The sequence below is a fragment of the Mesorhizobium sp. M8A.F.Ca.ET.165.01.1.1 genome (assembly GCF_004792065.1).
GTDB lineage: Bacteria > Pseudomonadota > Alphaproteobacteria > Rhizobiales > Rhizobiaceae > Mesorhizobium.
Map to the genome: position 1 here is coordinate 45,724 of NZ_SRTH01000025.1, position 14,327 is coordinate 60,050.

The window sequence follows — 14,327 nt, forward strand, 5'->3', positions numbered from 1 at the left end:
TTGTCCCTGTGGAGGCTCCAATCTTTGCCCTGGAAGATCAGGCCGTGCCGGCACCTCCTCCAGCGCCAGCGGCCGGATTTGCGTCAGCCCAGCTCGACCGTCCGCCCCAGCTCGATGCTCTGTTCCGCCGCGAGCACGATGCGCAAGCTGTTGACCGCCGCGTCCATCTGCTCGGTCAGATCGAGGTCCTCGCGGATAGCGCTCAGGAAGAAGGCCTGCTCGCGGTCGCACAATTCCTGATGGCCGGGCTCGTCCTCCATGCTGACGATCTCGTCCGGTTTCTTGAAATTCTTGTCGCCGTCGACCGCGGCATAGTGGATCTTCAGCGCATCGGTCTTGGTGTGGCGATCGATGTCGGCGGAGTTCGACACTTCAGCCTCGGAGGCGGTGCCGCCGGCTTGCCCGGCGACGATCGACACCGCACCCTTCGGCCCCACGACGTCCTTCACGAAATAGGCCGTCTCGCTCATCATCGGCCCCCAGCCGGCCTCGTACCAGCCGACCGAGCCGTCATCGAAGGTGACGTGGAGATGGCCGTAATTCTGCTTGTCGGCCTCTGCCCACAGCTTTGCGCCGATACCGTGCACGCGGACCGGCTTCGCGCCGGTCAACTGGCACATGACGTCGACATAATGCACGCCGCAATCGACGATCGGGATCAGCGAATCGATCAGGTTCTTGTGCCAGTGCCAGGCGCTGCCGCTGCTCTGCTGATTGAGGTTGAGCCGCATCACCAGCGGCTTGCCGAGCGTCTTGCCGACCTCGATGAATTTGATCCACGAGGGATGGACGCGCAGGATATAGCCGAGCACCAGCTTGCGGTTTTTCGCCCGCGCGGCGGCCACCACCTTCTCGGCATCCTCGATGTTGGTGGCGAGCGGCTTTTCCATGAACACATGGCAGTTCGCCGCGATCGCCTTCAGCGCGTATTCGGCATGCGTGTTGGGCCAGCTGTTGATCGAGACGGCGTCCGGCTTCGTCTCCTTCAGCGCCAGGTCGAAATCCTCGTAGAGCGGATAGCCGGCAAGTTCGGCCGGGATCTTGGTGTTGCTCTTGATCGAGCGGCTCATGATGCCGACGATCTGAAAACCCTCGGAGCGGTGATAGGCGCTGGCGTGCGACGCGCCCATATTGCCCAGACCCACCACCAGCACTTTTACCTTGTCGGCCACATCAGCCTCCCAGTTCCTGATTGAATCGTGCGCGGCGCGCTGCCGCCCTTGTTGCTTCGTCCAGAGCAAATCACGCCAGGTTGGCGCCGCCCCTCATTGCCCTGCCGGGCATTTCTCCCCGTATAGTGACGGGGAGAAAGTAGCTGGCCGCAACGTTAGCGATTGGCGAAATCATCGACGCGAGCGCCCCTCTCCCCGTTACGGGGAGAGGATGCCGGCCGGCAGGTGAGGGGCGGCGCCGACTTCGGCAATTGCCGGTGCTACTTGACCGCGGAATCGAACAGATGCGCTTTGATCTTCTCGACATCGAGCGCGGCGAAGCCTTCCGACAGTTTGACGCCGTCGGCATCGGCCTTGATCTTGGCCTTGTCGAAGCCGTTGGCCGCGGGAATGAGATCGTTGGTGCAGACATCCTCGGCCTTCACCGGGTTGGTGATCTGGCCGATCTTGTGGATCTCGTCGAAGAAGCCCTGCCAGCTCGCCATGTCGTGCGAACCCCAGCCGCCGCGCTTGTCCATGTCGCCACGGAAGACGTTGATCTGCTGCAGGATCGACGTGGTGCCGAGTTCCGGCCCGAGATTCTTGGCCAGCGTCGGGAACTGCTCGAACACCGCTTCGACCGCCGCGCGCGGATTTTGATAACCGAACTCCAGGCCCATCGCCCAGCCGCGCAGGTACTTTTCCAGGAACGCCTTCTTGTCGGGATCGGCAAGATCGGCGGCGCGCACGACGAAGGTGTTCGCCGGCAGCTTGGAGTTCTTCACGCCGAGCCAGTATTCGAAGTCGAGGCCCTTGGCGATCCATTCGGCGCGCAAGCCTTCCCATGACAGCGCCGCGTCGCCCTGGCCGCCGGCCAGCGCGGTGCCCCAGGTCGGCCAGCCGGCCTCGACATATTTGACCTTCTTGATGTCGACGCCTTGCGCGGCCAGCAGCGGATCGGTGATCGACTGCCAGGCGGCGGAACCGAGCAGGATAGTCTTGCCTTCGAGCTTCTTCAGGTCATTCGAGCCCTCGCCCTTGCGGAAGGCGATGGAGAACGTGTCGCGCGCGCCCATGTGGAACACCGACTTCAGCTTCATGCCGTTCTGGATGGCGAAGGAGAACACGCCGGGCGAGGGAAAGCCCATGTCGGCCTGGCCGACATCGACGAACTTCACGGTTGCCGTGCCGTCGGACGGTCCCGGCTGCATGTCGGTGTCGAGCCCGTCGAAATAGCCGGCCTTCTTGGCCGCCCAGTAGGGATAATCGTCGAGCACTTCGAGCGTGCCGCGCGGCGAGATCCAGGTGAATTTTCCATAGGCCTCGGCTTTGGCCTTGAGGCCCGACGCGCCGAGCGCGGTCGCCGTCACCAACCCGGCGCCGGTGACCTGCAGGAAGGTACGGCGGCTCATTCCCGCCTGGTGGATGAAATTGTCGTTGGTCATGGCATTCCCCTTTTTGTTTGATGTTGGTCAGGCGCCCTCCTCCGGGGCGCGGTCATTGCCCTCTGCTCAAGCCTCCCAGCTCGCCCATTTCTTGCCGATGAGGAAGAACAGCACGTAGATCAGGATGCCGAGCATCGACAGGATCAGCACCACGGCGAAGAACTGTGGCATCTGGATCATCGACGAATAGGTGGTGAGCCGGTTGCCGAGGCCGAAGCCGCCGCCCACCATCTCGGCGCCGACCGCGGTGAGCAGGCCGAAGATGGCGCCGATCATCAGCCCGACCAGGATCATCGGCAGCGCCATCGGCGCGCGGATCTTCCAGAAGATCTGCAAGGTGCTGGCGCCGTAGGACCGTGCCAGCGCGATCTTGGCGCTGTCGACGCGGCGAAAGCCGGTGGCGGCGTTGATCATCACCATCGGCCCGGCGGCCAGCGCCACCGCGATGATGCGCGGCGTGTAGCCAAAGCCGAAGCGCAGGATCAAAAGCGGCACCAGCGCCAGCATCGGCGTGGTGACCAGCAGCAATATGTAGGGCGCGACGATCTTTTCCGCGAAGGGGAACTGGGTGATGACGGCGGCCAGCACCAGCCCGATCACCGCGCCGATGGCAAAGCCGGACACCAGCTCGACCAGCGTGTAGCCGAGATGCGGCGCGATCAGCGGAAACTCGTCGAACAGCGCATAGGCGATCGAACTCGGCGGCGGCATGATGTAGAGCGGCACATGAAACAGCCGCAGCGCCAGTTCGATGCCGCCGATGATGAAGACGGCGACGGCGACGATAGCCGCCACCTCTTTCCCGGACTTGATGCCGGGGCCGCTGGCGAAGGCCGAGAGGTTGGTCAGGCTGACGTCCTGTCCATCACCCGACTTGGCCTTGGAGAATTCCGGGATGGCGTCGCTCACGGCCTGATCCTCACGATCTCGGCGCTCGGGCGTTCCGGCGCCTTCGGCCTGGTGCGCTCACCGACAATGTCCATCTTGATCCGGTTGGTGAGGTCGAAAACCTCCTTCGTCGCCATGATCTCCAGCGAACGCGGCCGCGCGAACGGCACGCGATATTCCTTGGCGACTTTGCCCGGCCGCGCGCTCAGCACGACCACGCGGTCGGAGAGAAAAATCGCTTCCTCGATCGAGTGGGTGATGAAGACGATGGTGGTCTTGGTGTCGAGCCAGATCTCCTCGACCAGCCGGTTCATCTCCTCGCGGGTAAAACTGTCGAGCGCGCCGAACGGCTCGTCCATCAGCAGCACCGAAGGCTTCAGTGCCAGCGCCCGCACGATCGCCGCGCGCTGCTGCATGCCGCCCGAAAGCTCGCGCGGGAACTTGCCGCCGAAACCATCGAGGCCGACGCGGTTCAGGAGGTGCGCGATCCAGGCGCGGTCGGGTTTTTCGCCCTTGATCTCGAAGGGAAAGCGGATGTTGGCGTCGAGATTGCGCCACGGCAGAAGGTTGGCTTCCTGGAAGACGATGCCGATATCGGGATGTGGCCCGGTGATCGCCTTGCCATCGAGCCGGATCTCGCCGCTGGTCAGGCTGTGCAGGCCCGACATCGACCACAGAAGGGTGGTCTTGCCGCAACCCGACGGGCCGACGATCGAGACGATTTCATTGGCCCTGACGTCGAGGCTGCAGCGGTCCAGCGCCAGGAGGTCGCCGGACGCCGTGTGATAGATCTTGGTCGCTGCCTGCACGCCAAGCTTCGGCGTTGTTGCTTCGCCCGCGTTCATCCGCCCCTCGGAGATTGCGTGATGATCCAATAGGTCATCAGACTGCCAGAAATCAGTGTGTAACTATCCTACTTTGCTGTCAAGCGCCGGTGGTGGTAAGCGTATCATCAAAATCGTAGATGCAAGTTATCCGATTGTTTTTGCCACGTTTTCTTTGCCTTGAAATCCTTGTTGCTTTCCTACATAGTTAGATAGGCGCACACGGCGCCGTCCTTGCGGCACGGATCGGCTGCAACAGTGCCGGGCGCATGGAACGACGGCGTGCAAACATGTTAAGAGGTCAGGTCGAAAACGGGCTAGGGAACACCGCCTTCATGACCGAAGCTGCCAGCCATCCGATCGTGGACGAAGAAGGAGCCGGGGGCGAGCCCGTCCGGCGCATTCCCGACATCATCTCGCTCGTCAAGGATTCCTACGCGGAATTGCGCCCGGCCGAACGCCGCGTCGCCGATGTCGTGCTCGAAAATGTCAAATACGCGGTCGACGCCTCCAACGCGGCGCTGGCCCAGCGCGCCGGCGTCAGCGAGCCGACGGTGACACGTTTCTGCCGCGCCATCGGCTGCGAGGGCGTGCGCGACTTCAAGCTGAAGCTGGCACAGAGCCTCGTCGTCGGCGCGCTCTATCTGGACACCTCGCCGGCCAGGGAGGGCGACACCGGCATGCCGTTCTGGAACGCCGTGTTCGGCGAAGCGCGGCGGGCACTGCAGGAGGCCGAGCGGCAGCTCGATCCGGGTGAGCTGGAAAAGGCGGCCGAGCTGATCGCCCGGGCCCGCCAGGTCACCGTGTTCGGGCTCGGCGGCAGCTCTTCGGCGCTGGCGCAGGAGACGCAGTACCGGCTGTTTCGCTATGGCATCTCGATCAGCGCCCAATGCGACCCCTACCTGATGCGCATGACCGCCTCGACGCTGAAGCCCAGCGACCTGGTGATCGCCATCTCCGCGACCGGGCGAACCCGCGAAGTGATCGAGGCCGTCGAACTGGCCAAACACTACCGTGCCAACGCGATCGCCGTGACTGCGCCCGACACCGAGCTCGCCCGTGCCTGCGACGTCAGGCTGACGGTCGCCGTGCCCGAATATCCCGACACGCTGAAGCCGACCGCCTCGCGCTATGCCTTCCTGGCAATGATCGACCTTTTGGCGGTCGCATCGGCCTACAAACTCGACGGCTCGGCCCGCGAGACGGTCCGCCGCATCAAATACAACGCCCAGATCCACCGCACGGGCAAGGAAATGGAGCCGCTCGGAGATTGATGAGGCGTTCTTCCTTCTCCCCTTGTGGGGTCCGAAGGACGGGCGAGACCGGTGGCTCGCCCCGGGGGTGGATCGGCGCGCAGCGCCGAGACGGATGAGGGGTGGGTGCCGGAATGCCGTCGGCGCCAAGGTGGAGCACCCCTCATCCGACCTCGCTTTGCGAGGCCACCTTCTCCCACAAGGGGAGAAGGGAAGACCGGACGGCGCCAATGTGAAAGGAAAGAAAGAAAACAGATGCTCGAAATGTCACCATCCAAACAGGCAGCCGCATGGCTCGCATCCCTGGCGCAGGCGCTCGAATCCGGCGACGTGTCGGCCGCAAGCAACCTGTTCGTCGACGATTGCTACTGGCGCGACCTGCTGACCTTCACGTGGAACGTCACCACCATGGAAGGCCGCGCGGCCATCGCCGGCATGCTGAAGTCGACTTTGGCGACGACCAGGCCAACCGGCTGGCGGATCACCGGCGAAGCGACCTCGGATGAAGGCACCATCGAGGCCTGGTTCACCTTCGAAACGGCGGTGGCCACGGGACAAGGCATCATGCGTCTGCGCGATGGCCGCTGCCGCACCCTGTTCACGGCGATGACCGACCTCACGGGGTTCGAGGAGCGCAAGGGACCGACGCGGCCGCTCGGCGTGCGCCACAAGGCCGATCCCGAACGCGAGACCTGGTCGGAGGCGCGGGCACGCGAGACGCGCGAGCTCGGCGTCTCGGAGCAGCCCTATTGCCTGGTCATCGGCGGCGGCCAAGGCGGTATCATGCTCGGCGCACGGCTGCGTCAGCTCGGCGTGCCCACCATCGTCATCGAGAAGAACGCAAGGCCGGGCGATTCCTGGCGCAACCGCTATCGCACCCTCGTGCTGCACGACCCGGTCTGGTACGACCATCTGCCCTACATCCCGTTCCCCGACAACTGGCCCGTCTTCACGCCCAAGGACAAGATGGGCGACTGGCTGGAGATGTACACGCGCGTCATGGAGCTGAATTACTGGGTCGCCACCAGGTGCCTCAGCGCCAGTTACGACGAGGCGGAGAAAGAATGGACCGTGGTGGTCGATCGTGTCGGTCGTCAGATCACGCTGAAGCCGAAGCACATCGTCTTTGCCACCGGCGCCTACGGTCCGCCGCGCAAGATCGAGCTGCCCGGCGCGGACCAATTCAAGGGCGAGTTGCTGCATTCCAGCCAGTATGCCAGCGGCGAGAAATTCCGCGGCAAAAAGGTCGCCGTCATCGGCGCGGCCAGCTCCGGGCACGACGTCTGCGTCGATCTCTGGGAGAGCGGCGCCGACGTCACCATGATCCAGCGCTCGCCGACCACCGTGGTCAAGTCGGACACGCTGATGCAGGTCGGCTTCGAAATCTTCTCCGAGGATGCGCTGGCGCGCGGCATCACCACCGAAAAGGCCGACATGATCGTCGCCTCGACGCCATTCGCGCTGGTGCCCAAGGGCCAGCGCGCGCTCTACGACGTCATCCGCGCGCGCGACGCGGCCTTCTATGAGCGTCTCGCCGCCTCCGGCTTCGCGCTGGATTTCGGCGACGACGAAACCGGCCTGCTGATGAAGGCCTACCGCACCGGCTCGGGCTATTACATCGATGTCGGCGCCTCGGACCTGATCATCGACGGCAAGGTCGGCATCCGCAGCGGCGTCGCCATCAAATCACTGACGCCGAAAGGCATCCTGTTCGAGGACGGCAGCGAGCTCGAGGCCGACGCCATCGTCGCCTGCACCGGCTACCAGTCGATGAACGAGAATGTGGCGGCGCTTGTCTCGCGCGAGGTCGCCGACAAGGTCGGCCCCTGCTGGGGCCTCGGCTCCGGCGTCAAGGGCGACCCCGGCCCCTGGCAAGGCGAATTGCGCAACATGTGGAAACCGACCGCACAGGAAGCCCTATGGTTCCACGGCGGCAATCTGGCCCTGTCGCGATTTTATTCGAAGTATGTCGCGCTGCAGATCAAGGCGCGGATGGAAGGGATCGATACGCCGGTTTATGGCAAGCCTAGTAACGCCAGGCAGTGAAGCTGCTGATCTCCCCCCTCGTGGGGGAGATGGCCGGCAGGCCAGAGGGGGGCGCTGTCCCGCCGGCCTCTCAGCCGATTGCAATTGCGCTTGGCACAGGTTCTTTGCAGGTCGCAGGATGGCCAGGGTTTGCGTTCCTTCGCGCCCCCCTCTGCCCTGCCGGGCATCTCCCCCACGAGGGGGAGATTGGCTGATCATTCATGCCGGTGCCCGAAATGCCGGGCCGCCACCTCGACATGCGTATGTCGCGCATGCGCCGCGAAACGCTCGGTCTCTCCGACATCGTCGACCGCTTCGTTCGGCCACCAGGTGCCGCCGATGACAATGCCTTCGCAGACCAGCCGCTGATCGGCGACCAGCGAGGTGCCAACCGCGTCGACGAAGGTGAAGCGGCCTGGCCGCTGCCGCAGCACGGCGACGTCGCCGACACTGCCGACCGCCAGCGTGCCGAGGTCCGGCCGCGCGATCGCCCGCGCCGGCGCTTGCGTCGCGGCGCGCAAGACCTCGACCAGCGGCATGCCGAGCGCCATCAGCTTCGACATGCACACCAATATGTCGAAGGCCGGCCCGTCGACGCAGTAGAGATGCACGTCGCTCGAAATGACGTCGGGCGCCAGCCCTTCGGCCAGCATCGCGCGCGCGACGTCGAAGTCGAACGAGCCCATGCCGTGGCCGAGATCGAAGATGACGCCGCGCTCGCGCGCCAGCCGCATGTCGGGCCGCACCATGCCGGAAGCGAAGACCGGCGCGTTGGGAAACGGCCGGAAGCAATGGGTGAGGATGTCGCCCCGGCGCAGGCGCGGCAGCACTTCGGAGCGGCCGGGTGGCGGCTCGTCTATATGCGCCATCAGCGGCAGTCCGGCTTTGTCGGCGGCCTCCAGCGCCAGATCCACCGGCGCGATGCCGCTGGTGCCGCCTGCATGCTTGCCGGAGCGGACCTTGACGCCGACCACGACGTCGGCGTGCTCGCGCGCCGCGGCCACCACCTCGCGCGGCTCGCAAAGCCGGAGATCGCTGCATTCGCCGACCGACACCGTCTGCGAGAAGCCGAAAATGCCGGCAAAGGAAACGTTGACATAGGCCAGGATGCGCACCTTCGAGCGCTCCATGACATGGCGGCGGAAGCCGAGAAAATTGCCCGCACCGGCGCTGCCGGCATCGATGAAGGTGGTGGTTCCGCTTTTCGCTGCGAGCCGGTCGGCATCGACGCCGAGCGAGGTGCCGCCCCAATAGACGTGGCTGTGCAGGTCGACGAGGCCGGGCGCGACGATGCAACCGGTCGCATCGACCACCTGCGCGGCGCTGGTCACGGGGATGTCGGCGTCGACCGCGGCGACACGGCCATTGGCGATGGCGACATCGCGCGGCGCGTCGATGCCGGACGCCGGATCGATCAGCCGTCCGCCCTTCAGCAGGAGGTCGAATTGCATGGAGATGCCTCCGCCTTGTTGCTTCGTCTTTCAGGCCGGCCTGTACGCGACGGCCTCGACTTCGATCTTGATGTCGATCATCAGCCGCGATTCGACCGTGGTTCGCGCCGGCGGATTCTTTGGAAAATGCTTGGCATAGACCGCGTTGAAGGCACCGAAGTCGCGCGCATCCTCCAGCCAGACAGTGGTCTTGACCACGTCGTCCATCGTGCAGCCGGCCAGCGCCAGCGCGGCCTTGACGTTGGCGAGCACCTGCTCGGTCTGTTCCGTGATGCCACCCTTGACCACGATGCCGTCGCCGCCGACCGGAACCTGGCCCGAGATAAAGACGAAATCGCCGGCCCGCACGGCGGGCGACAGCGGCACGTGGGACGTTCCAAAAGTCTGCTTGGGCACGGGATGGCTCCTCCGATGACGCGGCGAGGCACCGAGGCGGCCCCCGCTTTGGGGGGAGATTTACCGCGATCGGGGCGATCCCGATAGGGGCCTTGTTGGAAAGCAACATTCTTCGAAATCCGTGTTGCTTTATTACAGAAGCGCTTGCATCGTACGCGCTTGCCGGACGGGCTCGACGCCACGACGGACAGACGCCCTTGCGAGACGGAGACCCCGACAATGACCTTCGACAAGAACCCGTTTCCTTCAGGCGACGCCGACCGCCACGCGCTGTGGGAGATGCTGGTGCGGCGCGACATCGACGCCTTCATCGGCCAGGACTGGTCCATGGTCGAGAACGACTTCGTCGCCGAGAGCTTCTTTGGCATGCACGCGCATTTCCTAGCCAACGCCGATGCCTGGCGGCTGCAATTCCCCAGGCTGGAAATCTATCGCGACGAGTGGCTGCGCCAGGCCAAGGAGACGGCGGCGACCAAATTCGCCGAGCCGCTGCGCGAGGCGCTGTTTCGCGTCACCAATCTGCGCGACATCGATGTCGACGGCGACCGCGCCGTGCTGCACAAGAAGTTCGACGGCAGCGTCGCCAAGGCAGACGGCAGCGTCGACCGGCTGAAATGGCAGACGCTGTATTTCTGCCGGAAGGTCGGGGCGAACTGGAAGATATCAGGCTTCGTCGGCTACATGCCCTATCCGCTGGGCGGCTAGGCGCTCAGTAAAGCGTGACGAAGGCCGGGAACATCACGCCGGTCTCCCGCAAATACTCGATAAGCTCGATGGCCGGGAAGATGGCGAGGAAATAGAGTCCGTCAAAGAAGGTGCGCCGCAGCGCGCGCGTCGAGAACTGCAGCTCGTCATTGTCGCGGTAGAGCAGCGGGTTCGGCCAGAACCGGGGCGTCGCCTTGATATAGGCTGTATAGGCCGCGCCGAACTTGCCCAGGAGATATTCGGCTTCCTTGCGCGCCGTGACGCGGAAGATGAGGAAGCTGGCAACGCCAAGGGCGGCGGCGGCCACCAGCGAGCCGTAGAGCAGGCCGATGCCGACCGCGCCGACCGTCGAGAAGAAGTAGAGCGGGTTCTGGCTCATCGAGAACGGTCCCGTCGAAACCAGCTCCTCATTCTTCTTGCCGCCGACATAGAGGATGCTCCACAGCCGGCCGACGACGCAGATCAGCACCAGGCAGAAGCCGACCAGTTCGAGCGTTTCGTGCCCATCCGAGCCTTCGCTGAGCGCCGGTTTGGTCAGGAACAGGAGCAGCACCGCCAGCGCCGCCGCGATGCGGATGAAAATCAGCCGCTTGCGCTGATCGAAAGCCTTCGAAACCGGCTTGAGGGAGGCGTAGGTCATTCGGGTTTTCCTGGGGCGCTCCGTGCGAGCCCGGCCACTGGGGCACGCCATTGATGGCGGATACAAGGCGCTCGCCCTCTATCAGCGCACCGCGAGGCTTTCGTAAAGGCCTTTTGCGTCAACGACAGCGATCCTTACGAATTTGTATGCCAGCGGACAGGCTGGGGTGAAGCCGTTTGCCTATTGTCCGGATGCCGGATCGCCACCGCAACCATCGACATCGGGATATCTGCCATGCTCGCGCTTCCCACCGCACCAAACCAAAACAGGGTTCCCGACGTCACTCTCGATTTCTGGCTGATCAAGCTGATGGCCGTCACCATGGGCGAGACGGCGGCCGACTATCTCGCAGTCAACCTCGGTCTTGGGCTGACCGTCACCTCGCTGATCATGACCGGCGTCCTGATCGTCGCCCTTGCCGTCCAGTTCGCGCAGAAGCGCTACGTGCCCTGGGCCTACTGGCTGGCGGTGGTGCTGATCAGCGTCGTCGGCACGCTGATCACCGACAATCTCGTCGACACTTTCGGCGTGCGTCTCGAAACGACCACGATTGCTTTCAGCGTCGTGCTCGCGGCGACGTTCGCGGTCTGGTACGCAGCCGAACGGACGCTGTCGATCCACACCATCTTCACGACCCGGCGCGAGATCTTCTACTGGCTGGCGATCCTCTTCACCTTCTCGCTCGGCACCGCCGCCGGCGATCTGGTCGCCGAGAGCTTCGACATGGGCTATCTGACCACGGGCCTGCTGTTCGGCGGCGTCATCGCGCTCATCGCTCTCGCCTACTATCTGCTCCGTCTGGACGGCATCCTGGCCTTCTGGCTCGCCTACATCCTGACGCGGCCGCTTGGCGCGTCCTTCGGCGATTGGCTGTCGCAGCCCGTCGAATATGGCGGCCTCGGCTTCGGCACCACCTTCACCAGCCTGGCCTTCCTCGGCTGCATCGTCGCCCTGGTTCTCTACATGACGCTGAGAAAGAATGCCGACGAGCTCGACGAGATGTTGCTGGACTCGGATTGAACCCAGGCGGCGAGCGCCGCGGGATCGGCCAGCTTCACCGCGGTCCTAGGAACCAACCCGTGCCGGTGATAGCCTGCCCCCGACATCGGCAATCAACCGGAACAGCGATGCGACTTCTTCTTGTCGAGGACGACCAAAGGACGGCCGATTACGTCGTCAGGGGGCTGACCGAGGCCGGCCATGTCTGCGACCTCCTGCGCGACGGTCATGACGCGCTTTTCGCGGCGACCAGCGGCGCCTACGACGTGATCATCGCCGACCGCATGATCCCCGGCCTCGACGGCCTGTCGATGGTCAAGGCGGTCCGCGCCGCGGGCGTGCGCACGCCGGCGATTTTCCTCACCTCCGTCGGCGGCATCGACGACCGCGTCGAGGGCCTCGAGGCCGGCGGCGACGACTATCTGGTCAAGCCCTTCGCCTTTTCCGAGCTGCTCGCCCGCATCAATGCGCTCGGCCGGCGGCCGGCGGCGCAGGAGCAGAAGACGGTGTTGAAGGTTGCCGACCTGGAGATGGACCTCATCATGCGGCGCGTCGTCAGGCAGGGCCAGCCGATCGACCTGCAGCCGAGGGAGTTCAGCCTGCTGGAGGTGCTGATGCGCGGCGAGGGCCGCGTCATCACCCGCACCATGCTTCTGGAGCGCGTCTGGGACTTTCATTTCGATCCCAAGACCAGTGTCGTCGAAACCCATATCAGCCGGTTGCGGGCCAAGGTCGACAAGCCGTTCGAAACCCAGCTCATCCATACCATCCGCAACACCGGCTACAGTCTGCACGCGCCGCTTTCCGCATGACGGAGGCATGGACCCGCCTGCTGCGCAGCACGCCGTTCCGGCTCGCCCTGACGTTCGCCTTCCTGTTCATGCTGGCCTTCGTGCTGGCGGGCGCGATCGTCTACCAGATGATGAGCGCCGATCTCGCCGAGCAGCTTGACGACACCATCAAGGAAACCTACGCCGTCATCGCCTCAGCCTATGCCGACAACGATCCCAAGGAGCTGGTCGAGATCGTGGAGAGCCACGCCACGCGCAGCCCGAAGAAGGAGCAGCTCTTTTCGCTGACCGATGCGGCCGGCACCCGCCTGGCCGGCAACTTCACCGCGGCGGGACTTCCCGACGGCTTCTCGATGTTCGGCGCCGAGATGCCCGGAATGCCCCCGGACACCGAATACCGCGCCTATTCCGGTTCGGTCGGCGCCGACACCTTGACCATCGCCTTCAGCCTCTCCGAGACGGAGGAGCTGGAAACGATCATGCTGATGAGCTTCGGCTGGGCGACCCTGATCATCACCGGCCTGGCCGTCACCGGCGGCGCCCTGCTCGCCTCGCGCGTCCAGCGCCGTCTCGACGGCATTGCCGCCACAATGGTCGACGTCTCGCATGGCCGGCTGGATACCCGCATCCCGCTGACCGGCAAGGACGACGACATCGACATCGTCTCCAGCCAGGTCAATGACGCGCTCGATCGCCTGTCGGCGCTGGTCGAAGGCATGAAGCAGGTCAGCGCCGACATCGCGCACGATTTGAAGACGCCGCTCAACCGGCTGCAGATGATCCTGGAGAGCGCCGCCGACAAGGCCGCGCGGCGCCAAGACGTCTCCGACGATCTGGCCGACGCGCGTTCCGAAGGCCACCAGATCAACGAGACTTTCGATGCGCTGCTGCGGATCGCCCAGATCGAGGCCGGCGCGCGCAAGGCGCGCTTCACCGATGTCGATCTCGGCGAGATCCTGCGGACCATCGCCGAGATCTACACCGACGTGGCCGAGGATGACGGGAAGGTGCTGTCGCCCACGCAGCTGAACGAAATGGTGGACCGGGTCCATGGCGACCGGGAACTGTTGACGCAGATGTTCGCCAATCTGGTCGAGAACGCGCTGCGCCATTGCCCTCCCGGCACGACCATCAACCTGACGGTGACGCGCCGGGGCGAGCGTGTCCTTGCCAGCGTCGCCGACAATGGCCCCGGTATTCCTCCGGGCGAGCGCGAAAAAGTGTTTCAGCGGCTCTACCGGCTGGATCACAGCCGGTCGACGCCCGGCAGCGGCCTTGGCCTCAGCCTCGTCCGGGCCATCGCCGATCTGCACGGCGCGACCATCGCGCTTGAGGACCGTAAGCCCGGCCTCGCCGTGGTGGTGAGTTTTCCCGTAGCTACGGCTTAGCCGACAAATTGCCGGTGCTGGCCAGGCCAGCTTGGGTTCCTCGCCCCCGCTTTGGCTACGCTATGAACACATCTTCTGTGACTGGCGTGATCGGCCCGAGGCTTGATTGCCACGTGGTTCCCCCAATCCGTCGCTGCTTCGCAGCGCCACCTTTCCCCCCTCCGGAGGGAAAGGAAGGGAGCGTTGCTGGACGCGCGTTGACGGCTAAAAAGGCCTGGCGCCTTTCCTCTCCCCCGTCGATCGGGGGAGAGCGACTATCTGGGGTGTCAAGTTGCATTTGCGAATTCGCTTCTCGCGTCGCGTGCTTTTGCGTTGAGGATGACGAGAAGTTTTCTGGCGAGTGCGATGCGGATGAGCATTTTGGGCTTTCC

At 64.6% G+C, this 14,327-nt stretch carries 13 protein-coding genes and 1 pseudogene; 6 read left to right on the forward strand and 8 right to left on the reverse strand.

Annotation, left to right across the window (positions count from 1 at the left end; genetic code table 11):
• Window positions 1–83: 83 nt before the first annotated feature.
• The 4 genes from EN808_RS33185 to EN808_RS33205 all read right to left on the reverse strand — a co-directional run bounded on the left by EN808_RS33185 (window position 84) and on the right by EN808_RS33205 (window position 4,329).
• Window positions 84–1,172 carry a Gfo/Idh/MocA family oxidoreductase gene (locus EN808_RS33185; RefSeq protein ID WP_135918071.1) on the reverse strand — a complete coding sequence of 363 codons (1,089 nt, stop codon included), beginning with the start codon at window positions 1,170–1,172 and terminating at the stop codon, window positions 84–86.
• A 260-nt stretch (window positions 1,173–1,432) separates the two neighbouring features.
• Entirely contained in the window at window positions 1,433–2,596 is a 1,164-nt protein-coding gene (locus tag EN808_RS33195) for an ABC transporter substrate-binding protein (protein ID WP_135918072.1), read from the reverse strand.
• Window positions 2,597–2,662: 66 nt separating this feature from the next.
• Window positions 2,663–3,505: an ABC transporter permease gene (locus EN808_RS33200; RefSeq protein WP_127872736.1), complete on the reverse strand. Its 843-nt coding sequence runs from the start codon at window positions 3,503–3,505 to the stop codon at window positions 2,663–2,665.
• The gene (locus EN808_RS33205) at window positions 3,502–4,329 is read right to left on the reverse strand and encodes an ABC transporter ATP-binding protein (RefSeq protein WP_135867728.1); all 828 of its coding nucleotides are present in this window, start codon (window positions 4,327–4,329) and stop codon (window positions 3,502–3,504) included. The genes EN808_RS33200 and EN808_RS33205 overlap by 4 nt, the downstream gene beginning before the upstream one ends.
• 314 nt (window positions 4,330–4,643) lie before the next feature.
• Here EN808_RS33205 and EN808_RS33210 point away from each other — a divergent pair, with 314 nt between their 5' ends.
• Window positions 4,644–5,582: a MurR/RpiR family transcriptional regulator gene (locus EN808_RS33210; RefSeq protein WP_127872734.1), complete on the forward strand. Its 939-nt coding sequence runs from the start codon at window positions 4,644–4,646 to the stop codon at window positions 5,580–5,582.
• A gap of 234 nt (window positions 5,583–5,816) precedes the next feature.
• Window positions 5,817–7,607, forward strand: coding sequence for an NAD(P)/FAD-dependent oxidoreductase (locus EN808_RS33220; protein ID WP_135918074.1), 1,791 nt, complete (start codon window positions 5,817–5,819; stop codon window positions 7,605–7,607).
• A 194-nt stretch (window positions 7,608–7,801) separates the two neighbouring features.
• On the opposite strand, the gene EN808_RS33230 is transcribed toward EN808_RS33220, so the two are convergent.
• Together EN808_RS33230 and EN808_RS33235 are read right to left on the reverse strand one after the other, a co-directional pair.
• Complete coding sequence (locus tag EN808_RS33230) at window positions 7,802–9,037, reverse strand: amidohydrolase/deacetylase family metallohydrolase (RefSeq protein ID WP_135918075.1); 1,236 nt, start codon at window positions 9,035–9,037, stop codon at window positions 7,802–7,804.
• Window positions 9,038–9,067: 30 nt separating this feature from the next.
• The gene (locus tag EN808_RS33235; protein WP_135918076.1) at window positions 9,068–9,433 is read right to left on the reverse strand and encodes a RidA family protein; all 366 of its coding nucleotides are present in this window, start codon (window positions 9,431–9,433) and stop codon (window positions 9,068–9,070) included.
• 219 nt (window positions 9,434–9,652) lie between these two features.
• On the opposite strand from EN808_RS33235, the gene EN808_RS33240 reads away from it, so the two are divergent.
• Window positions 9,653–10,138 (forward strand): hypothetical protein, encoded by a 486-nt coding sequence (locus EN808_RS33240; protein ID WP_127873604.1) that lies wholly within the window; start codon window positions 9,653–9,655, stop codon window positions 10,136–10,138.
• Between the two features lie 4 nt (window positions 10,139–10,142).
• Here the strand turns inward: EN808_RS33240 and EN808_RS33245 are convergent, their stop codons facing one another.
• Window positions 10,143–10,778: an isoprenylcysteine carboxylmethyltransferase family protein gene (locus EN808_RS33245; RefSeq protein WP_127278164.1), complete on the reverse strand. Its 636-nt coding sequence runs from the start codon at window positions 10,776–10,778 to the stop codon at window positions 10,143–10,145.
• A 234-nt stretch (window positions 10,779–11,012) separates the two neighbouring features.
• On the opposite strand from EN808_RS33245, the gene EN808_RS33250 reads away from it, so the two are divergent.
• The 3 genes from EN808_RS33250 (at window position 11,013) to EN808_RS33260 (ending at window position 13,956) form a co-directional block, all read left to right on the forward strand.
• Window positions 11,013–11,798 (forward strand): hypothetical protein, encoded by a 786-nt coding sequence (locus EN808_RS33250; RefSeq protein WP_135918077.1) that lies wholly within the window; start codon window positions 11,013–11,015, stop codon window positions 11,796–11,798.
• 107 nt (window positions 11,799–11,905) lie between these two features.
• The gene (locus EN808_RS33255; protein WP_135883964.1) at window positions 11,906–12,589 is read left to right on the forward strand and encodes a winged helix-turn-helix domain-containing protein; all 684 of its coding nucleotides are present in this window, start codon (window positions 11,906–11,908) and stop codon (window positions 12,587–12,589) included.
• Window positions 12,586–13,956, forward strand: a complete 1,371-nt coding sequence (locus EN808_RS33260; protein ID WP_135918078.1) for an ATP-binding protein — start codon at window positions 12,586–12,588, stop codon at window positions 13,954–13,956. Before EN808_RS33255 ends, EN808_RS33260 begins: the two co-directional genes overlap by 4 nt.
• A gap of 266 nt (window positions 13,957–14,222) precedes the next feature.
• Here EN808_RS33260 and EN808_RS37880 read toward each other — a convergent pair.
• Window positions 14,223–14,327 (reverse strand): annotated as a pseudogene (locus EN808_RS37880) (IS110 family transposase); the annotation flags it as partial.

Bases quoted from the DNA above. Each gene is read 5' to 3' on its own strand.
- EN808_RS33205 (WP_135867728.1), bottom strand. From the start codon at position 4,329: ATGAACGCGGGCGAAGCAACAACGCCGAAGCTTGGCGTGCAGGCAGCG.
- EN808_RS33245 (WP_127278164.1), bottom strand. From the start codon at position 10,778: ATGACCTACGCCTCCCTCAAGCCGGTTTCGAAGGCTTTCGATCAGCGC.
- EN808_RS33240 (WP_127873604.1), top strand. From the start codon at position 9,653: ATGACCTTCGACAAGAACCCGTTTCCTTCAGGCGACGCCGACCGCCAC.
- EN808_RS33260 (WP_135918078.1), top strand. From the start codon at position 12,586: ATGACGGAGGCATGGACCCGCCTGCTGCGCAGCACGCCGTTCCGGCTC.
- EN808_RS33195 (WP_135918072.1), bottom strand. From the start codon at position 2,596: ATGACCAACGACAATTTCATCCACCAGGCGGGAATGAGCCGCCGTACC.
- EN808_RS33250 (WP_135918077.1), top strand. From the start codon at position 11,013: ATGCTCGCGCTTCCCACCGCACCAAACCAAAACAGGGTTCCCGACGTC.
- EN808_RS33220 (WP_135918074.1), top strand. From the start codon at position 5,817: ATGCTCGAAATGTCACCATCCAAACAGGCAGCCGCATGGCTCGCATCC.
- EN808_RS33210 (WP_127872734.1), top strand. From the start codon at position 4,644: ATGACCGAAGCTGCCAGCCATCCGATCGTGGACGAAGAAGGAGCCGGG.
- EN808_RS33255 (WP_135883964.1), top strand. From the start codon at position 11,906: ATGCGACTTCTTCTTGTCGAGGACGACCAAAGGACGGCCGATTACGTC.
- EN808_RS33230 (WP_135918075.1), bottom strand. From the start codon at position 9,037: ATGCAATTCGACCTCCTGCTGAAGGGCGGACGGCTGATCGATCCGGCG.